The 20,461-nt window shown below is 71.8% G+C and carries 14 protein-coding genes and 1 pseudogene; 9 read left to right on the top strand and 6 right to left on the bottom strand.

The annotated features are described in order from the left end of the window. Positions 1-135: 135 nt before the first annotated feature. From C8250_RS27190 to C8250_RS27225, 8 genes and pseudogenes are all read left to right on the top strand, one after another. On the top strand, positions 136-1,161 hold the full coding sequence (locus tag C8250_RS27190; RefSeq protein WP_138351054.1) for a DUF4190 domain-containing protein: 1,026 nt from the start codon (positions 136-138) through the stop codon (positions 1,159-1,161). A gap of 77 nt (positions 1,162-1,238) precedes the next feature. Next, positions 1,239-1,991, top strand: coding sequence for a GntR family transcriptional regulator (locus C8250_RS27195; RefSeq protein WP_138351053.1), 753 nt, complete (start codon positions 1,239-1,241; stop codon positions 1,989-1,991). 133 nt (positions 1,992-2,124) lie between these two features. Further along, on the top strand, positions 2,125-3,873 hold the full coding sequence (locus tag C8250_RS27200; protein WP_232484657.1) for a hypothetical protein: 1,749 nt from the start codon (positions 2,125-2,127) through the stop codon (positions 3,871-3,873). Between the two features lie 83 nt (positions 3,874-3,956). After that, a pseudogene (locus C8250_RS27205) lies at positions 3,957-4,388 on the top strand (RpiB/LacA/LacB family sugar-phosphate isomerase); the annotation flags it as partial. A 110-nt stretch (positions 4,389-4,498) separates the two neighbouring features. Further along, a complete protein-coding gene (locus C8250_RS27210; protein ID WP_138351051.1) occupies positions 4,499-4,666 on the top strand; it encodes an SPOR domain-containing protein in 168 nt (55 codons plus the stop codon). Positions 4,667-4,676: 10 nt separating this feature from the next. Further along, the gene (locus C8250_RS27215; RefSeq protein ID WP_138351050.1) at positions 4,677-5,075 is read left to right on the top strand and encodes a (deoxy)nucleoside triphosphate pyrophosphohydrolase; all 399 of its coding nucleotides are present in this window, start codon (positions 4,677-4,679) and stop codon (positions 5,073-5,075) included. Positions 5,076-5,704: 629 nt separating this feature from the next. Further along, the gene (locus C8250_RS27220) at positions 5,705-8,251 is read left to right on the top strand and encodes a SpoIIE family protein phosphatase (RefSeq protein WP_232484656.1); all 2,547 of its coding nucleotides are present in this window, start codon (positions 5,705-5,707) and stop codon (positions 8,249-8,251) included. Positions 8,252-8,443: 192 nt separating this feature from the next. Beyond that, the gene (locus C8250_RS27225; RefSeq protein ID WP_244809387.1) at positions 8,444-10,984 is read left to right on the top strand and encodes a SpoIIE family protein phosphatase; all 2,541 of its coding nucleotides are present in this window, start codon (positions 8,444-8,446) and stop codon (positions 10,982-10,984) included. Positions 10,985-11,182: 198 nt separating this feature from the next. Here the strand turns inward: C8250_RS27225 and C8250_RS27230 are convergent, their stop codons facing one another. The 6 genes from C8250_RS27230 to C8250_RS27255 form a co-directional block, all read right to left on the bottom strand. Next, a complete protein-coding gene (locus C8250_RS27230; protein WP_138351046.1) occupies positions 11,183-11,896 on the bottom strand; it encodes a PspA/IM30 family protein in 714 nt (237 codons plus the stop codon). Positions 11,897-11,940: 44 nt separating this feature from the next. Next, entirely contained in the window at positions 11,941-13,989 is a 2,049-nt protein-coding gene (locus C8250_RS27235; protein ID WP_232484711.1) for a TPM domain-containing protein, read from the bottom strand. A gap of 118 nt (positions 13,990-14,107) precedes the next feature. Beyond that, positions 14,108-14,872 (bottom strand): succinate dehydrogenase/fumarate reductase iron-sulfur subunit, encoded by a 765-nt coding sequence (locus C8250_RS27240; protein ID WP_138351045.1) that lies wholly within the window; start codon positions 14,870-14,872, stop codon positions 14,108-14,110. Beyond that, a complete protein-coding gene (locus C8250_RS27245) occupies positions 14,869-16,812 on the bottom strand; it encodes a fumarate reductase/succinate dehydrogenase flavoprotein subunit (protein WP_138351044.1) in 1,944 nt (647 codons plus the stop codon). Before C8250_RS27245 ends, C8250_RS27240 begins: the two co-directional genes overlap by 4 nt. 21 nt (positions 16,813-16,833) lie before the next feature. Then, positions 16,834-17,676, bottom strand: coding sequence for a hypothetical protein (locus C8250_RS27250; RefSeq protein WP_138351043.1), 843 nt, complete (start codon positions 17,674-17,676; stop codon positions 16,834-16,836). 84 nt (positions 17,677-17,760) lie between these two features. Next, a complete protein-coding gene (locus tag C8250_RS27255; RefSeq protein WP_138351042.1) occupies positions 17,761-18,048 on the bottom strand; it encodes a hypothetical protein in 288 nt (95 codons plus the stop codon). Positions 18,049-18,489: 441 nt separating this feature from the next. Between C8250_RS27255 and C8250_RS27260 the strand changes: the two genes are divergently transcribed. Then, on the top strand, positions 18,490-20,250 hold the full coding sequence (locus tag C8250_RS27260; protein WP_244809388.1) for an ABC transporter family substrate-binding protein: 1,761 nt from the start codon (positions 18,490-18,492) through the stop codon (positions 20,248-20,250). Positions 20,251-20,461 lie beyond the last annotated feature (211 nt).

Here is a 20,461-nt window from a genome sequence, read left to right on the forward strand (position 1 = left end):
CGTGCTGTGCGGGGAGCGCTGTGCGGGAGTGCTGTGCCGGGACATGCGGAGATGTGCAGAACAGGAAAGTATTGGCCTAGACCAATACGGTCAAGGGGGTACGGCAAGGTTCCGGGGAGTCCGTAGGATCCCCGGGTGGACATACCGCCGCCCCATCCGCCGTCAGAAGACCAGCCCCAGCCGCAGCCCGAGGACCAGCCCCGGCCGCCGCAGGACGATGAGCCGCAGCCGGAAGACGCACCGCCGCCGGCGAACGACGGGCCGAGCCTGGTGAAGTCGGCCGAGCCGACCGCGTCCGAGCCGACCACGCCTGAGTGGGCCGCGCCCACCGGGCCCGCGCCGGACCCGACCGCCTCGAGCCTGCCGTCGTACCCGCAGCCCCCGGCCGGGCCGCAGCCGCCGTACGGTCAGGCGCCGCACGGCCAGCCGCCGTTCCCGCCGCCGGGTCCGTACGGGCAGCCTCCGTACGGTCAGCCGCCCTACGCCCAGGGCCCGTACCCGCCGCCCCCGTACCAGCAGTACTGGTACCCGCCGCCGCCCCCGCAGTCGATGAACGGCATGGCCATCGCGTCCTTCGTGCTGGCCGTGAGCTGCATCCCCGTGTTCGGGGTGGTGTTCGGGATCGTCGCGCTCGCCCAGATCCGCAAGCGGGGGCAGCAGGGCAAGGCGCTGGCCATCTCGGGCATCGCGGTCTCCGGCGTGGCGACGCTCTTCCTCGCGGTGGTGATCACCCTCGGGGTGGTCGGCGCCCTGAACAGCGGCACGCGCACGGACGACCTGCGGACGGGCCAGTGCTTCAACCTGCACGGTGATTCGCTCAGCGAATCCAGCGGCGAGTCCAAGGGTGTCGACGTGGTGCCGTGCGCCGAGGAGCACGACGCGGAGACCTTCGGCGTCACCTCCCTCTCGGACGCGTCCTCGGACTACCCCGGCGACGACGCGGTGCAGACGATGGCCGACACCAAGTGCAATGTGCTCGCGGAGGACTACCTCGACGGCTCCGGCCGGTCGGTCGACTCGCTCAGCATCTACTACTCGCTGCCGCGCGAGAGCGGTTGGTCCAACGGCGACCGCAGGGTGACCTGCTTCTTCGGCGACGGCGGCCGGAAGATGACCGGCTCGGTCAAGGCGTCCTCGGGGGACTCGGGAACCAACGCGTAAACCTTTGGGCATGGCTTGCGGTCAACCACCCAGGGTTGTCAAGCTGTCGCAGATAGTCAACCTGAGGGAGGGGCACCGTGCCTTTCGGTGAGCAGCCCGCATATCTTCGTGTGGCCGACGACCTGCGCCAGAAGATCCTCGACGGGACGCTCGCGCCGCACACCCGGCTGCCCTCCCAGGCGCGCATCCGTACCGAGTACGGGGTGTCCGACACCGTCGCGCTGGAGGCCCGCAAGGTGCTGATGGCCGAGGGGTTCGTCGAGGGACGCTCCGGCTCGGGGACCTATGTGCGCGAGCGTGCGGAACCGCGCCGCATCATCCGCTCGGGCTACCGCCCGGCGAGCCCGCCCAGCCCGTTCCGCCAGGAGCAGGGCGACGAGGGCGTGAAGGGCACCTGGGAGTCGAGCAGCAACCAGGACCTGGCGACGCAGCCGGTGGCCGAGCGGCTGCGGATCGAGCCGGGGGACCGCGTCATGCGTACGCGTTACCTCTACCGGACCGACGGCGAGCCGATGATGCTCGCGACCTCATGGGAGCCGCTGGCCGTCACCGGCCGCACCCCGGTGATGCTGCCGGAGGAGGGGCCGCTCGGTGGGCAGGGCGTCGTCGAGCGGATGGCGGGCATCGAGTTCGTGGTCGACAACATGGTCGAGGAGGTCGGCGCGCGGCCCGGTCTCGCGGACGAGACGGCGGCGCTCGGCGGAGTGCCCGGCCACATCGTGATGGAGGTCAGGCGGACGTACTACGCGTCCGGCCGTCCGGTGGAGACCGCGGACATCATCGTGCCGGCCGAGCGGTACCGCGTTGCATACCACCTGCCGGTGAAGTGACCGGTGAAGTGATCGATAGCCGGACATCGGGGTCCGGGCCTGTCATGCGGACGTAACGCGAGGCCGACGGCCTTAACCGGCGGGCAATCGAGCTCCGCCACCACTTGTCATGTCCGGAACCTACTTTGCGGCGATGACGGACACCGCGACACCCACGGACAAGGCGGTACCCGAGGCGCCGGCAGTGCCCGGCACCCCCGAGCCGCCCGGCGCACCTGGCGCACTCGGCGCGCCCAAGAGGAACTACGCCAAGCTCGCGGCCGACGAGAGCCGTGAGGACTACTCGCTGCGCTACGCGCCGCACTCCTTCCGCCGCTGGTCGCCGACGATGGTGGCGTCCACCGCCCTCGGCGGGATCGCCTATCTCGCGGACTTCGCGATCGGCGCGTCGATCGTCTTCACCTACGGCTTCACCAGCGGACTCGCCTCGATCCTGTGCGCCGCGGCGATCATCTTCCTCACCGGCATCCCCATCGCCCGCGCCTGCGCCACCTACGGCCTGGACATGGACCTCGTCACGCGCGGTGCGGGCTTCGGCTACTTCGGCTCCACCCTCACCTCGCTGATCTACGCGAGCTTCACGTTCATCTTCTTCGCGCTCGAAGGCTCGATCATGGCGCAGGCGCTGCACTCGGCCCTGCACATCCCGGTGGCGGTCGGCTATCTGATCACCACGCTCATCGTCATCCCGTTCGTCTTCCGGGGGATGGGCGCGCTCGCCAGGCTCCAGGCGTGGACACAGCCGGTCTGGCTGATCGGCCTGGTGCTGCCGTTCCTCGTCCTGGCCTTCCAGTCGCCCGACTCCTGGGGCGCGTTCGGGTCCTTCGGCGGCACCGAGGGGGCGGGCTCCGGCTTCCACTGGCTCGGCTTCGGACTCGGTACGGGCGTGGCGCTCTCGCTCATCGCGCAGATCGGCGAACAGGCCGACTACCTGCGGTTCATGCCCGCCAAGACCGAGCAGAACAAGCGCCGTTGGAACCTCGCGGTGCTCGCCGCCGGGCCCGGCTGGGTGATCATCGGCGCGGCCAAGCAGCTGGGCGGCGCGTTCCTCGCCTTCTGCGCGCTCGCGGCCGTCGGCAAGACGCACGCGCTGGAGCCGATCGCGCCGCAGATCGAGGCGCTCAAGCCCTGGCTGGGGTCGGTGGCGCTGCCCGCGGCCGCGGTCTTCGTCGTGGTCTCACAGATCAAGATCAACACGACCAATGCCTACAGCGGGTCGCTGTCCTGGTCGAACTTCTTCTCCCGGATCACCCACAAGCACCCGGGCCGTGTCTGGTACATCTTCCTGAACCTCGGCATCGCGCTGACGCTGATGGAGATGAACATGTTCTCCATGCTCGGCAAGTTGCTGGGCTTCTACTCCAACGTCGGCATCGCGTGGATCGCGGCGGTCACCGCCGACCTCGTCATCAACAAGCCGCTCGGGCTGAGCCCGAAGTACATCGAGTTCAAGCGCGCCTATCTGCACGCGGTGAACCCGGCCGGCTTCGGCGCGATGGCCATCGCCTCCACGGTCTCGATCCTCGCTTTCTTCGGTCTCTTCGGCGAGTACGCGGAGGCGTTCAGCACCTTCATCGCCCTCGGGCTCGCCATGACCCTCAGCCCCCTGCTGGCCTGGGCGACCAAAGGCCGCTACTACCTGGCCCGGCCGAATCCGGTCAATGGTCCGGGGGTTGAAGTAGCGGATGTGACGGCCACCCACACCTGCACGGTGTGCGCGACCGCGTACGAACTGCCGGACGTCGCCGACTGTCCCGTCCAGTCGGGGCCGATCTGCTCGCTGTGCTGCAGTCTCGACGCCGGGTGCGGTGATGTCTGCAAGGACGCCGACGGCGGCGGCGGACCGGTGCTGATGCCGCTGCCCACCGTTCGAACCAGCTGATCCAGTCGTACAGTTGGCCGAATCGGTACCTCTTCCTGGCAACTCGTCCCCGAGCCGTGAAGCTCGGGCGTAGTGTCGGGCATATGCGGATTGCCGTTTCCTCGGACATGGATGAACCGGTGGCGCGGCTGGTCGTCGACGAGCTGCGCCACCGCGGCCACACCGTGCTCGCCTTCGGGGCGCTGCGGGCCGGAGATCGTAAGGACTGGGCGTGGTGCGCCGAGGCGGCCGCGCGGGAAGTGGCGGCCGGGCGTACCGAGCAGGCCGTGGTCTGCTGCTGGACGGGTACGGGTGTGTCCATCGCCGCCAACAAGGTGGCGGGCGTGCGCGCCGCCCTGTGCGGTGACGCCTACACGGCGCGTGGCGCGCGCAAATGGAACGACGCGAACGTGCTGGCCCTCAGCCTGCGGCTGACCAGCGGGGCGCTGCTCTCCGAGATCCTGGACGGGTGGTTCGACGCGGTCCCGAGCGGCCACGCGGACGTCCAGGCCAACATCGAGCACGTCGATTCCATCGGGGTTCCCGACGGGGTCTCGGACGGGGGCTCCGGCGGGGTTTCCGACGCTGCGTCCGACGCTGCGCCCGATGAGGCTGACGACGGGGCTCCGGTCGGGGAGACGGTCCGATGACCGAGCTCCCGTGGGTCGTCGTACGCCAGGACGACAACGGCAACCGCTACCGCGTCGGCCGCTACGCGACGCGTGAGGAGGCCGAACGCGTCTCCGACATGCTGGACGCGCGCGGCCACAAGCAGCTCTATCTCGTCGAGCGGATCGACCGCCAGGCGTCGTAGGGTTCCGCGCATGACATTGCGCGTGGTCGTGGGCGGAGCCGTACTGGACCAGGGCCGGCTCCTCGCCGCCCGCCGCAGCGCCCCGCCCGCGCTCGCCGGCCGCTGGGAGCTGCCGGGCGGCAAGGTCGAGCCGGGTGAGACCCACGAGCAGGCCCTCGTGCGCGAGCTGCGCGAGGAGCTCGGGGTGGAGGTCGAGCCGATCGCCCGGATCCCGGGGGAGTGGCAGCTGAGCGCGGGGCTGGTCCTGCACGCGTGGACGGCGCGGCTGGTGTCGGGAACGCCGGCGCCGCTGGAGGACCACGACGAGCTGCGGTGGCTGTTGCCCGACCGTGTCCACGAGGTCGACTGGCTCGACCAGGACCGACCGGCGGTCGCCTGGACCGCCGCCCACCTCCTCGCCTCCGGCTGAGGTTCCCCTGCTACCTGTGCTGCCATGTGCGCCTTGACGCCGGGCGAGGCGGGGGTGGCCTCAAACGCCGGCCGGGCTGAGCGGACTCCCTTGCGCATCAGGTGGCCTCGAGCGCCGGCCGGGCTGATGGGCTCGCTCACCCGCCGAGTGGCCAAACGTGGGCCGTTCGGTGGTAGCCGCAGGCGTCCGTTCGGCCGCGAGCACCCAACCGTCCGACGTTCGCCCCGCCGGGCGCGTAAGCCGCGGTCGGGCCGGTCGATGGCCCGCGCCCCCGCCCCGGGGCCTGGGCCTGGGCCGGGGCGGTCAGGTCCGGCTGAGCGGCAGCGACCAGGCGGACCGCGCACCGCGGCTCCTGGCCGCGGCCGTACCTACCGGTGCCGCGGGCCCCACGCCCGCCACCGCAGGCGGACCTCGCGCCGCAGCGTCCCTCCCGGCTGGGGCCGTACTCGCCTACCGCGCCGCAGGCGCGCTTCGCGTCGGGGCGGCATCCGCACCCACCTCCCGCCGTACTCCCCCCACCGCGCCGGAGGCGTCGCGGTACGGAGGGGGAGATATCGGGTATGTGGGGGTTGATCCCTCTTCATAGCCGGGCGATCCGGCCCAATTCGGTCAGGGACGATGTGGACGGCTTGAGCAGCAGCGATGAGGCGGCGGGGGCGCGGAGGCGCGGCGGGCTGCAGCCGGGGCCGGCGGCCGAGGTCGCGGACAGCCCGACGGGCACGTTGCTGGACACGCTGCGGGTGGCCGTCGTCATGCTGGACACGTCGGGCCGGGTGTTGCTGTGGAGCCCCCTCGCAGAGGAAATGCTGGGGTGGGCGGGCGAGCACATCGTCGGGCGCCGCGTCGGCGGCCTCTTCGACATGGGCGAGGCGTCCGGCGGTGCCCGCCGGATGGCTGCGGTGCCCGAGCCGGGCAGGGCCGAGCGGATCCTGGCCGACCTGCTGCGCAACGGCCGCTGGGACGGAATCCTGTCGCTGCGGCACCGCGACGGCCACAGCGTGCAGGTCGAGGCGCGCGCCTCGCTGCTGGTGGACGGGGACGGCCGGCCGTTCGTCCTCGCCTCGGTCGCCGAGACGGCCCGGCTGCGCACCCTGGAGCACGACCTCGCCGCGCTGGACGCGCTCTACGACTCGTCACCGCTGGGCGTCGCGGTCTTCGACACGGAGCTGCGCTACGTACGGGTCAACGAGGCGCTGGCCCGGATGAACGGGCTGTCCTCCGCGGAACACATCGGCCGGACCGTCAGCGAGATCGTCGACGACCCGGGGGCGGCCGCCGAGCTGACCACGTTGCAGCGTGCGGTGCTGGCCACCGGCCGCCCCGTCATCGACCTGATGATGCTGGCCCCGCGCGGCCTCGGCCACCGCTCCATCTCCTACCACCGCCTGGAGGACCGGGCGGGCCGGGTGCTGGGCATCAGCGCGACGGTGATGGACGTGACCGAGCGGAAGGAGGCGGCCGACAAGGTCGAGCGGGCCCGCAGCCGGCTGGCGCTGCTCAACGACGTCGGTGCGCGGATCGGCGGCCTGCTGGACGTACGCCGGGGCGCGGAGGAGCTGGCGCGGGCGCTGGTGCCGAGGTTCAGCGACTACTCGGGGGTGATCCTGCACGCGGCGGTCGCCGACGGCGGGGAGCTGCCGACGGTGCAGTACAGCGAGAGCACGCCGATGCGGCAGCTGGGCGTGGGCGCGATCCGGCAGGGTCCCGAGGTGGACCGGATGATCAAGCTGGGCTCGGTCGTCTCGTTCACCCGCAAGTCCATCTTCGGCACGGTGCTGGCCACCGGGCGGCCGCAGTTGGTGGAGAACAACGAGCAGTTGCTCGCGACGACGTTCCCCGGTGACCCCAAGGTGCGGGCCACCATGGAGCTGGGCATCCACTCGCTGCTGGTGCTGCCGCTGCGGGCGCGCGGCGTCGTGCTGGGGCTGCTGGTGGTCAGCCGGGCGGACAGCAGGGAGGCGTTCGACCGCGACGACCTGGCCCTGGCGATGGAGCTCGCCGACCGGGCGGGCTCCGGGCTCGACAACGCGCGGCTGTACGTCCGGGAGCGCGAGGGCGCCCTGATGCTGCAGCGCAGCCTGCTGCCGCAGAGCGTTCCGCAGCCGCAGGGCGTCGAGGTCGCCTTCCGGTACGTGCCCGGCAGCAGCGGCACCGAGGTGGGCGGCGACTGGTTCGACGTGATCCCGCTGGCCGGCGGCCGGGTCGCGTTCGTCATCGGCGATGTGATGGGGCACGGGCTCGGCGCCGCCGCGACCATGGGACGGCTGCGTACCGCCGTCCGGACCCTCGCCGGACTCGACATGCCGCCGCACGAGTTGCTGCGCCGCGTCAACGACCTCGGCGACGACCTCGCCCAGGACCAGGACGAGGGCTGGATGGCCACCGTCGTGTACGCCGTCTACGACCCGGCGACCCGGCGCTGCACCCTGGCGAAGGCCGGGCATCTGCCGCCGGTGCTGGTCTATCCGGGGGAGGAGTGCGGTTTCGCGGGGTGCGGCGCGACCCTGCTGGAGATGCCGTCGGGAGCGCCGCTCGGTGTCGAGGGTGTGGAGTTCGAGTCCGTGGAGCTGGACGTACCGGACGGCACGGTGCTGGTGCTCTACACCGACGGGCTGGTCGAGGCGCGCGGCGAGGACATCACCGACGGTCTGGACCGGCTCTCCACGGTGCTGTCCCGACCTCTCTCCTCGCTGGAGGACGCCTGTGACGATCTGCTCGCGACGATGGTGCCGGGCCGGGAACCGGACGACGTGGCCCTGCTGATGGCCCGGCTCGGCGGTCTCCCCGAGGGCAGCACCGCCTCGTGGACCTTCCCGGCCGAGCCCAGTGCCGTGCGGCGGGCCCGCCGCCATGTCCGCGAGACCCTCGCCGACTGGCACCTCGAATCGCTGACCGATGTGACGGTGCTGCTCGTCAGCGAACTGGTCACCAACTCCCTGCGGTACGCGCACGGTCCGATCGGCGTACGGATGGTGCGCGGCGGCTCGCTGCTCGTCGAGGTCTCCGACCCGCTCCCCGATCCGCCGCTGGAACGCGAGGCCACCACCGAGGACGAGGGCGGCCGCGGTCTGCAACTCGTGGCGCGTGCCTCACGGCGCTGGGGCACCCGGCACGGGCGGCTCGGCAAGACGGTGTGGTTCGAGCTCGCGATGCCTCCCGCCGTGTCCGGCACCTGACAGAGTGGTTCAGCGACTCCCCACCGGGTAGCGAGTAGAGGCGAACGGGAACCAGTGGGAGCCGAGATGATGCTGTGATCGTCAAGACCGTGTGCGGGACGGTCGTGATGCTGAATACTCGGCTCCAAACCGGTCCATGTGTGCTGAGCTGGAGGGGTCGGGCTAGTGAACGACGTGCCAGCGGGGGCCGATGTGTCTGATGAGCGGGGCGGGACCACTTCTCCCCGGGCCACGGTCTGGCAGTCCAGCCCGCCGGGTTCGATCTACGACTACATCCGCGTGGCCTCCTTCTCGATCGGCCCCGACGGGCGGATCGACCAGTGGAGCGACCGGGCCGCCGAGTTCTTCGGGGTGCCGGCCGCGCAGGCGCTCGGCAAGGACCCCATCACCGCGTTCGCGCCGCCGGACACATGGGACCGCGGCCATGAGCGGGTGGCGGAGATCCTGGACGGCCGGGAGTGGATAGGTCTCGCGCCCTACCGTGACGCCGCCGGTACCGAGGGCATCGCCGAGATCTATGTGATGCCCGCCGACCGGGGGGCGCTGTGCATCGCCGTCGACGTCTCGTCGCTGCGGCAGATAGAGACCGACCTGGCAGCATCGCAGGCCGTCTTCGGGCAGTCCCCGATGGGCTTCGTCCTCTTCGACACCCATCTGCGGCTGCTGCGCGTCAACGAACGTTTCGCGACCGTCTTCGGCCGCACCGCCGAGGAGCACCGCGGCCGCGGCCCGCACGACTTCCTGTCCCGGGTCGAGGCCGACCGGCTCACCGCCGCGCTGCGCCAGGTGCTGGAGAGCGGGGATCCGGTCCTGGACATGCCGCTGGTCGGCACCGTGCCGGGGGAGAGCGGGCGCCGCCGCTGGGCGATCTCGCTGTACCGGCTGCACAGCGGCAGCGGGCGGCCGATAGGGGTCGCCGGGCTCGCCATGGATGTCACCGGGCGGCAGCGGGCCGAGCGCGAGGCCGCGCACGCCCGCCGCAATCTCGCCCTGCTCAACGAGGCCGGGGTGCGGATCGGCAACTCGCTGGACCTGGAGACCACCGCCCGCGAACTGCTCGACGTCGCCGTGCCGCACTTCTGCGATCTGGCGTCCGTCGACCTGTACCAGGCGCTGCTCGTCGGCGAGGAGGACCTCGGGGGCACGTCGGACGGCAGTGGCGAGGTGCGCCGGGTGGCGTTCGCCAGTGCCGTCTCGAACGCGCCCTCCGCGATCCTGGGCGGTGACGGCGAGGACGGCTCGGTGCCCGTCGGATCCGTCCACCGCCACCCGTTCAACTCGCCCTGCGCCAGCGCGCTCAGGACCGCCCAGACGCAGATGGTCGGAGTGGACCCCGAGCCGGACCTGGGCGGCGCGCTCGTCCAGTCCACGCTGATCGTCCCGATGGTCGCCCGTGACACCGTCCTCGGCCTGGTGCAGTTCTCCCGGGCCAAGGGCAGCGAGCCGTTCTCGGAGCGGGACCGGATGCTCGCGGAGGAGCTGGCCGCGCGCGCCGCGGTCTGTATCGACAACGCGCGGCTGTACCGGCGCGAGCACGAGCGGGCGCTGATACTGCAGCGCAGCCTGCTGCCACCGGGCAATCCGGAGGCGGCCGGGCTGGACATCGCCTGTCGCTATCTGCCGGGCAACATGGAGACCGAGGTCGGCGGCGACTGGTTCGACGTCATCGAGCTGCCGGGGCACCGCACCGCGCTCGTCGTCGGCGACGTGATGGGCCGGGGGCTGCGCGCCGCCGTGGCGATGGGTGAACTCCGCACCGCCGTACGGACGCTGGCCCTGCTCGACCTGGAACCGGCCGAGGTGCTCACCGCACTCGACGAGGTGGCCCGCGGCCTCGGCGCCCCGCCGGAGACCCGCAGCCGGCGCGGCAAGGACCGCGGCGGCACGGACCTCACCGAGGTCTACCTCGCCACCTGCGTCTACGCCGTGTACGACGCGGTCACCCGGCGGTGCACGATCGCCAACGCCGGGCATCTGCCGCCGGTGGTCGTCGAGCCGGGTGAGCCCGCGCTCATGCTGGAGGTCCCCACCGGGATGCCGCTCGGGGTGGGCGGCGAGCCCTTCGAGGAGGTCGACGTCGAGCTCCCGGACGGCGCGCTCCTCGGGCTCTACACCGACGGCCTCGTCGAGTCCCGCAACCACCCGCTGGACGAGGGCCTCGAAGCGCTCCGCGCCGCGTTCGACGATCCGCAGCGTCCCCTGGAGGACGTCTGCGACCACATCCTCGCGACACTGGACACCGCCCACGGCGAGGACGACATCGCCCTCCTGATGGCCCGCGTCCACGGTCTGCCGGCCGACTCCGTCGGGGACTGGACGCTGGAGCCGCACCCCGCCTCGGTCGCCCGCGCCCGCGAGTACGCCCGCGAACGGCTGCTCTCCTGGGGTCTGGAAGAGCTCGTCGACACCACGGAACTACTGGTCAGCGAGCTCGTCACCAACGCCCTGCGGCATGGCGACGGCGACATCCGGCTCCGGCTGCTGCGCGACCGCACCCTCGTCTGCGAGGTCTGGGACGGCGCGCTGGTGCAGCCCAGGCGGCGGCGCGCCCGCGACACCGACGAGGGGGGCCGCGGCCTCCAGCTCGTCAGCCTGCTCAGCGAGAGCTGGGGCAGCCGCCGCACCCACCGCGGGAAGACCGTCTGGTTCGAGCTCGCCCTGCCGGGCGACGGCGGCCCCGGCGGAGGACCGGGGCGGGAACCAACCGTGGACGAGCTGCTGAGCATGTACTAGGGCGTGTTGCGAAAGGAGCGCCGTTCGCCCGGAGGGCGTGGTCCACGGCGTCCGGTGCGTGCGCTCGCAAGGCGGAGGGTCGTCCTCGTACTGGACGTACTCGGACGAGCCCGACAACGCGGCGAGGGCGCGTGCCAGGCGTCGTGGGCCAGGCGGGACTTTCGCAACACGCCCTGGACACGGGGGCCGCCGGGCGGGCTACTTGACGGCCTTGAGGGCGGCGAGGCGAGCCTCGACCTCCGCGCTGTCGGAGAGGGTGTCGAGGCTCTCGAACTGGGCGTCCAGCGAGGACGCGGCCAGCTCCTCCTTGCCCTTGGCCTTGGCCTCCTCGCGCCGGACCTTGTCCTCGAAGCGGCCCAGCTCGCTGGTCGGGTCGAGCACGTTGATGTTCTTGGCCGCGTCCATCATCTGGTTCTGCGCCTGCGCGGACTTGGCCCGCGCCACCAGCGAGTCCCGCCTGCTCTGCAGTTCACCCAGCTTGGTGCGCATCTGGTCGAGACCGGACTTGAGCTTGTCGACGATCTCGGTCTGGCCCGCGATGACCGGCTCCGCGGTCCTCGCCTCCTTCTCCGACGTGACCTGGCGGCCCAGCGCGACCTTCGCGAGGTTGTCGAAGCGGTCGGCGTCCGCGGTGCTTCCGGCGGCCCGCAGCTCATCGGCCTTCTTGCTGGCGGCGAGGGCCTTGCCGCCCCATTCCGCGGCGGCCGCCACGTCCTCGTCGTGGTCCTGCTCCATCAGCCGGAGATTGCCGATGGTGGCGGCGACCGCCTCCTCGGCCTCGGAGATGTTGTTGCTGTAGTCGCGGATGAGCTGGTCGAGCATCTTCTGCGGGTCCTCGGCCTGGTCGAGGAGCGCGTTGACGTTGGCCTTCGCGAGCTGGGTCACCCGGCCGAGGATCGTCTGCTTCGTCATGGCTGGAGCTCCTTTGCAGGTAGGTAGGAGAAGCGAGGAGCTGGTCAGAAGCGGCCGCCGCCGCCCATCCGGCCACGGGTGCCGCCTCCGCCGAAGCTCCCGGGACCCCCGCCCCCGCCGAATCCGCCACCGCCGCCGAATCCGCCCCCGCCGCCGTTCAGGATTCCGCCGAGGATGATCCCGCCCAGCACGGCGCCGCTCATCCCTCCGCCGCCGCGCCCGCCGCCTCCGAAGCCGCCGCCGCTCACATCCTGCTGGGCGAACTGCTGTGCCTGACACGCCAGTTGGTCCGCCTGCTGCGCCTCGGAGAGCGCGCCCGCCGCATCGGTGGCGGCCAGCGACTCGGCCTGCTCCAGCCGCCGTTCGGCCTCGGCGAGCCGGGTACGGGCCTGGCTGCCGATCGCGCCGCGATGTGTGGTGATGACGTCCCGGGCCGCGGCCACCTCGCTGCGGGCCGCCAGCAGGGCCTGGCCCAGCAGACCGCGGGCCCGCTGCTCGTTCACCGCTCCCTCGCGGGCGCCGGTCAGTGCCGCGTCGAGAGCGGCGTCCGCCTCCTCGATCCGGCGCAGCCCCGAGATCGGGTCGTGGCGGCCGGCCGTCAGCTCCTGCCGTACGTCGCCGAGCACGGACTCGGCGCGGGCTATCCGGCCCCGCAGATCCGCCGTCGGCGCCCCGTCGGCGGTCCCGCTGAGCAACCCCTTGGCATCGGCCAGGTCGGTGTCGGTCCCGGTCAGCGCGTCCTGGAGCCTGGCATCGGCCTGCTCCAGTTCCTCCGCCCGGCGTACGACCGACTCGGCGAGCGTCCCGGCCTGGTCGAGGGCGCCTTCGGCGGCCCGTACGAACACCGCCGCCCGGGACATGTCGCCCGCGTCGATCGCCTTCCTGGCCCCGTCGATCGCGGTCCCGGCGAACACCAGCCGGTCCCGCGCCTCGGCCGGATGGCCGGTGACCGGTTCGACGGCCGCGTCCGCGTACGTCCGGGTGAGGGTGCCGATCGCGGTCTCGGCGGCGGTCACATGCGTGTCGAGCGCCGCCGCGGTCGCCTCGGCCTGCGCGAGCGCCTGCGGGGCGTTGGACTCCAGCGCCCGCAGCCGGTCGAACGCGTCGGACTCGGCGTCCAGCCGGCGGTTCGCCTGGGTGCAGCGGCTCAGGATCTCGTCGAGCATCAGCCGCCGGGTCGCCTCGTCCTCGGGAAAGGCGTCGTCGAGCTTCTGCCGCAGCCGGAAGGCGGCGGTCAGCTCACCGCGCGCGTACGAGACCGCCTCGGTGAACGGCTGGGCCGCCTCGTCACCGAACTGCGCCGCCGCGAACCCGAGCTCCTCCTGGCTGGTGCGCACGGCGTCGTCCGTCTCCACCAGCAGCTGCTTCGCCTGGGCGTCGAGCTCCGGGAGCGGCGTGACCCGCGGCCGCTCGGCGGCGCCACCCCGGCCCCAGCCGCCGCCCTGCGGCGGCGCGCCCCGGCTGCCCCGTTTGCGCCGCGAGTACACGAGCGCGCCCAGCACGCCGGCGCTGCCGACCGCTGCGACCGGGATCCACAGGCTGCTCGACCCGTTCCCGCCCGAGCCGCCGCCCGGATCCTCGGTCCCCGGCGTGATCGCGGGCGCCACGACCGGCTGTCCGCCGAGCACCGCCCCGAACCCGTTCGCGGCGCCGATGGCGGCGCCCGCCCAGTCGTTCTGCTTCAGCGCGGGCTCGATCGCCGAGCGGTTCACCTCGTCCAGCTGGCTCTGGGTGAACCCCGAACTCTGGTCGGCGGAGACGGCGTACTGCCGGTCGTGCGTCGCGACGGCCAGCAGCACGTCGTTCTGCCCGAGGCCGTTGCGCTGCGCGGTGGCGTTGGCCCACTCCTGGGCGTCCCGCCCGGAGAAGCCGTTCACATAGGCGACGAAGAGCTGGATCCGATGGCCGGCGTAGAGCTTCTCCAGCGCGTCCGCCACCTGCTGCTTACGGTCACCCAGCGCGCCGACCTTGTCGGTGATCTGGCCGGTGCGCGACAGGGTGATCGGGTCGTCGGCGTGCGCGGTACCGGCGGCGCCGGCGAGCGGCAGCAGCAGGGCGCCGAGGAGCGCCACGATTCCGCCGAGTCGCCGCATCAGCCGCATCCGATCCGCCACGCGCCTGCGGCATGGCTCTGTTCGGGAGCGTATGCGCGGTTTGTACGGCTCGCGACCGTACGGCCTCCGGCCGAGTGCCGGAGGCCGTACGGTGCGGTTACGGCCGCCGCAGGATCTTGTTGCCCAGCCAGACCAGTGGGTCGTACTTGCGGTCGACCGCCCGCTCCTTGAGCGGGATGAGTGCGTTGTCGGTGATCTTGATGTGTTCCGGGCAGACCTCGGTGCAGCACTTGGTGATGTTGCAGTAGCCGAGTCCGTGGTCGTCCTGGGCCGACACCTTGCGGTCCAGGCCCTCCTCGGCGGCCGCGTCCAGCGGATGCATGTCGAGCTCGGCGATCCGCATCAGGAAGCGCGGCCCGGAGAAGGCGATCTTGTTCTCCTCGTGGTCGCGGACCACGTGGCAGGTGTCCTGGCACAGGAAGCACTCGATGCACTTGCGGAACTCCTGGGAGCGTTCCACGTCCTGCTGCTGCATCCGGTACTCGCCCGGCTTGAGGCCGGCCGGCGGCACGAACGCCGGCACCTCGCGCGCCTTCGCGTAGTTGAAGGACACGTCCGTCACCAGGTCACGGATGACGGGGAACGCGCGCATCGGGGTGACGGTGACGGTCTCGTCGGCCGTGAAGACCGACATCCGCGTCATGCACAGCAGGCTCGGCCTGCCGTTGATCTCGGCGCTGCACGATCCGCACTTGCCGGCCTTGCAGTTCCAGCGGACCGCGAGGTCGGACGCCTGGGTGGCCTGCAGTCGGTGGATGATGTCGAGGACGACCTCGCCCTCGTTCACTTCCACCTGGTAGTCGTTCAGGTCCCCGCCGTCGGCGTCGCCCCGCCACACCTTGAAGTGTGCTGTGTACGTCACGGGGCCAACTCCTCGTCCGTCAGATACTTCAGCAGTTCTTCCTTCTCGAACAGGGCGAGGAGGTCGTCCCGCATCGGGTCCATGTCGCGGCGCCGGAGCGTGACCTGGCCGCGCTCCGGGTCGGTGTCGGCGAGCCCGCCGCTGGGGTCGGACAGCTCGCAGACGAGATTGACCTTCCGCCAGGTCCGGTCCATGCCGGGATGGTCCTCGCGGGTGTGGCCGCCGCGGCTCTCGGTGCGCTCCAGCGCGGCACGCGCCACGCACTCGCTGACCAGCAGCATGTTGCGCAGGTCGATCGCCAGGTGCCAGCCGGGGTTGAACTGCCGGTGGCCCTCGACGCCGGCCCGCCGCGAGCGCATCCGCAGATCGGTGAGGCGGCTGAGCGCCTCCTCCATCTCCGGGGCCCGGCGGATGATGCCGACCAGGTCGTTCATGGCCTGCTGCAGTTCCTGGTGGAGGGTGTACGGGTTCTCCGCGACCTGCCCCTGCGGCAGGTCGGGGTCGGAGGCCTCAGCGCTGAACGGGCGCAGCGCCTCGGCGGCCGCGCTGTCGATCTGGTCCTCGGGGACGGCGGGCCGCCCGGTGCCGAGCGCGGCCACGTACTCCGAGGCGTGCAGTCCGGCCCGGCGGCCGAAGACCAGCAGGTCGGAGAGGGAATTGCCGCCCAGCCGGTTCGAGCCGTGCATTCCTCCGGCCACCTCGCCCGCCGCGTACAGTCCCGGCACGCCGCGGGCCGCCGCGGTGTCGGGCTCCACGTCGACGCCGCCCATCATGTAGTGGCAGGTCGGGCCGACCTCCATGGGTTCGGCGGTGATGTCGACGTCGGCGAGTTCCTTGAACTGGTGGTGCATCGACGGCAGCCGCCGTTTGATCTCCTCGGCCGGGAGCCGGGTCGAGACGTCGAGGAAGACCCCGCCGTGCGGAGTGCCGCGGCCCGCCTTGACCTCGGAGTTGATGGCGCGGGCCACCTCGTCGCGGGGGAGCAGCTCCGGCGGCCGGCGGAATGTGGCCGGGTCGGCGTACCAGCCGTCGGCCTCCTGCTCGGACTGCGCGTACTTCTCCTTGAACACGTCCGGGATGTAGTCGAACATGAACCGTTTGCCGTCGCTGTTGCGCAGTACCCCGCCGTCGCCGCGGACCGACTCGGTGACGAGGATGCCCTTGACGGACGGCGGCCAGACCATCCCGGTGGGGTGGAACTGGATGAACTCCATGTTGATGAGCGGCGCGCCCGCGAGCAGTGCCAGCGCGTGCCCGTCGCCGGTGTACTCCCACGAGTTGGAGGTCACCTTGAAGGACTTGCCGATGCCGCCGGTCGCGAGGACCACGGCCGGGCTCTCGATGACGAAGAGCCGGCCCGACTCGCGGATGTAGCCGAAGACCCCGCTGACCGCCGGGCCGTCCTTGAGCACCCGGGTGACCGTGCACTCCTGGAAGACCTTGAGCCGCGCCTCGTAGTCGCCGAACTCGGCGAAGTCCTCCTGCTGCAGGGAGACGATCTTCTGCTGGAGGGTGCGGATCAGCTCCAGGCCGGTCCGGTCGCCGACGTGCGCGAGCCGCGGGTACTCGTGGCCGCCGAAGTTGCGCTGCGAGATCCGGCCGTCCTTGGTGCGGTCGAAGAGCGCGCCCCAGGTCTCCAGCTCCCACACCCGGTCGGGTGCCTCGCGGGCGTGCAGTTCGGCCATCCGCCACTGGTTGAGGAACTTCCCGCCGCGCATGGTGTCGCGGAAGTGCACTTCCCAGTTGTCGTTGGAGTTGGCGTTGCCCATGCTGGCCGCGATACCGCCCTCGGCCATCACCGTGTGCGCCTTGCCGAACAGCGATTTGCAGATGACCGCCGTGCGCATGCCCTGCTCGCGGGCCTCGATGGCGGCGCGCAGACCTGCCCCGCCCGCGCCGACGACGACCACGTCGTAAGTGTGCCTTTCGACTTGCGTCATGCTTGTTGGCATCCCCTTCGTTTAGAAGAACCGCGGGTCGTCGAAGGCGCCGCTGGCGACGAGATATACGTAGAAGTCCGCGAGGGCCACGCTGATCAGCGAGACCCAGGCGAGCAGCATGTGGTGCCGGTTGAGCCGGCCGACCCAGCCCCAGAGGCGGAACCGCACCGGGTGCTTGGAGAAGTGCTTGAGCCGGCCGCCGATGATGTGCCGGCAGGAGTGGCAGGAGAAGGTGTACGCCCAGATCAGGGTGATGTTCACCAGCATCACGAGGGTGCCGAGACCCGCGTGCCCCCAGTTGCCGTCCGCGTCCCGGAAGCTCAGCACCACGTCGTACGTCAGGATCCCGGCGACCGGGATCGCGAAGTAGAAGAAGTACCGGTGGATGTTCTGCAGGATCAGCGGGAACCGCGTCTCACCGGTGTACGTGGCGTGCGGCTCGGCGACGGCGCAGGCGGGGGGCGAGGCCCAGAACCCGCGGTAGTACGCCTTGCGGTAGTAGTAGCAGGTGAGCCGGAAGCCGAGCGGGAAGATCAGCACGATCAGGGCCGGGGAGATGCCCCACCAGCTCCCGAAGAGGTGCCAGTCGGCGCCGCCGTTCATGTCGGTGCAGTTCGACGCCAGGCACGGGGAGTAGAACGGCGAGACGTACGGCGCCGCGTAGTAGTCCCCGTTCGCGAACGCGCGCCACGTCGAGTAGACGACGAACGCCCCCAGGCCGAGCGCGGTCACCAGGGGCGGAACCCACCACCGGTCGGTCCGCAGATGTCGGTTCGGGATGGCCGCGCGCCCCTGAGTGTGGACACCGCGGCGGGCGGGACTGCTGTCGGCGGACTCGGTGCTGGAGGTGGTTCCGGTGGCCAATGCGTACTCCGGAGGGGAGCGGAAGGGGCGGGAGCCGGTGACGGCTGCGGTGCCGGGCTGGCTGCGGCTGCGGGGAGGGCGCGGTTACGGCGCGTGGCCGTGGGGCGATCCCAGGCCTTCGTCCTCGCAGTCGGACCACAGCGCGGGGTCGTACGGGGTGTCGGGCACGATCACCATCTCCACCGGGCCCGGTGGGGCGGCGGACGGTGCGGCCTCGCGCAGCAGGGTCAGGCTCTCGCGGAGGTGGTCCGCGTCGGCACGTACACGACGCATGTCGAGGCTGTTCCCGACGTGCTGCTCCAGCCGGCCCACGCAGCGGACCAGGTCGTCCAGCCGGCGCTGAACCGATGTCAGATCGTCTTGCAGGGACATGGATTTGCCCTCAGCTCTGCCGCAGTGCGGTTGGTGACGCTCATGCGGAAGCGAGTGTCGCGCGTCACATGCGCCATTGGGAAGAGCGCGTGCGGGGGAAATGGCGCCCGTTCCGGAATCGCGCCCCGGCCGCACGCCCGCGCGGGCCGCGGGCGGGCGCCCCACCGCCGTTCGGGTGGCCTGTGGCCCGCTTCGCGCCGTGTCGCGGCGCCGTGCGGGTACCTGTCGCTTTCAGTAGGTGCGATAAGCGACAAATACCGCCAACTGAGTATTACTGGTGCACGTCCCGAAGGCGTATGCCGGACCGAAGGCGGCCGGAGAGCCCGCGGAGGTACCTGACCCATGTCCCGCAGCGTCATTCCCGCATCCGTAGGCGGGGCAGAGCCCCGGCCCAGGTACCGCCCCCGGCCCGCAGGTCCGGGGCTGCGCGGTGCGGCCCTCGTGGGCGTCGCCGCGCTCGCCCTCGCCGGCTGCTCCGCCGAGACCACCGCGGCCCCGGCCGTCTCCGGCACCGACATCGCCGCCGCGCCCCGCGCCGGCGTCAAGGACGGCGGAACGCTGCGCTGGGCCGTCGACAGCGTGCCGGCCACCCTCAACGCGTATCAGGCGGACGCCGACGAGGACACGGCCCGGATCGCCGGCGCCGTGCTGCCCGTGATGTTCCGCCTCGACAACCGCGGCGCCCCGCAGCGCGACGCGGACTTCCTGGCCGACGCCTCCGTCGTCGAGACCGAGCCGAAGCAGGTCGTGTCGTACAAGCTCAACCCGAAGGCGAAGTGGAGCGACGGCCGGGCCGTCGGCGCCGACGACTTCAGCGCGCAGTGGAAGGCGCTGGGCGGCCGGAACGCCGCGTACTGGACCGCGCGCAACGCCGGCTACGACCGGATCGCCGACGTCAGCCAGGGCGCGGACAGCCACGAGGTCAAGGTCACCTTCGCCACCCCGTACGCCGACTGGCGGTCGCTGTTCACACCCCTCTATCCCAAGGCCGTGACCGGCAGCCCGGACGCCTTCAACGAAGGCGCCCGCTCCGCGCTGACCGCCGTCGCGGGGCCGTTCAGGATCAAGGACGTGAACCGTACCGGGGGCGCCGTCACCCTGGTCAGGAACCCGGCCTGGTGGGGCCAGCGCGCCAAGCTCGACCAGCTGGTGCTGACCGTCGTGCCGGCCGCCGGCCGCGCCGCCGCGCTGACCGGCGGAAAGCTCGACGTCGCGGAGCTGGACCCGACCGCCCTCGCCTCGGTCCGCAAGGCCGCCGCCGCCAAGAAGCTTGCCGTCCGCAAGGCCCCCGGGGCCGCGTACTCGCAGCTCGCCCTCAACGGCAGCACGGGCCCGCTGGCCGACGAACGGGTCCGCCGCGCGGTGGCCCGCGCCGTCGACCGGCAGGCCATCGCCGACGCCGTGCTGAAGCCGCTCGGCCTGCCCGCCAAGCCGCTCGGCAACCACCTGGTCCTCGCCTCGCAGAACGGCTACGCGGACCACAGCTCGGCCCTCGGCTCCGCGGACGCGGGCCAGGTCCAGGCGCTGCTCGCCGACGCGGGCTGGGAGCACACCGCACCGCAGTCCCGGTCCGGGGCCAAGGCCGCCAACCCGGCCAAGCCCGCCGCTCCGGTACCCACCAAGCCCGACGCGGCCGCCCCGGCCCTCGGTGTGACGGTGGTCGAGCCCAGCGGAACGCTGCGCAAGGCCGGCAAGCAGCTCAGCCTGCGGTTCGTCGTCCCCTCCACCTCGCCGGTGCTGGCCGACGTGGGGAACCGGATCGCGACGATGCTGTCGAAGATCGGGGTCCGCACCGAGATCACCAAGGTCGCCGACACGAGCTTCTTCCACGACCACGTCGCCTCCGGAAACTTCGACCTGGCCCTGTACTCCTGGCCCGGCACGGCCTACCCGGCCACCGACGACCGGCCGATCTTCGCCAAGCCGCTGCCCGCCCCCGACGGATCGCTGACCGTCGAGCAGAACTACTCACGGGTCGGCACCGACCAGATCGACCAGCTGCTCGACCAGGCCGGCTCGGAACTGGACCAGAAGGCGGCCCGCGACCTCACCGCACGGGCCGACTCCCGGATCTGGGCCGCGGCCGGCTCCGTCCCGCTCTTCCAGCGCCCCGAGGTCGTCGCGCTGCGGCCCACGGTCGCCAACGCCGGCGCCTTCGGCTTCGAGTCCCCCCGATACCAGGACATCGGGTTCCGTAAGTAGGGGTCCGCGCGCAGCGCTTTTGCCGGATCGGGCCGCCCCGCCGCCCGGATGGCGGAATACGCCCGGATACCGCCGCTGCCACGGGTCCTTCCGGTTGTCACACCGGTCCTGCCGGCTCCGGAAGGAGCCTGTGGGGCCGGTGATACCGGCGTTCAAACCTCGCTCGGGCGGCCGAGTCGCCGCGGGCCCCGTACCATGGGGTAAGGCCGCG

This window comes from Streptomyces sp. So13.3, from assembly GCF_005860785.2.
GTDB classification, from domain to species: Bacteria; Actinomycetota; Actinomycetes; order Streptomycetales; family Streptomycetaceae; genus Actinacidiphila; species Actinacidiphila fildesensis.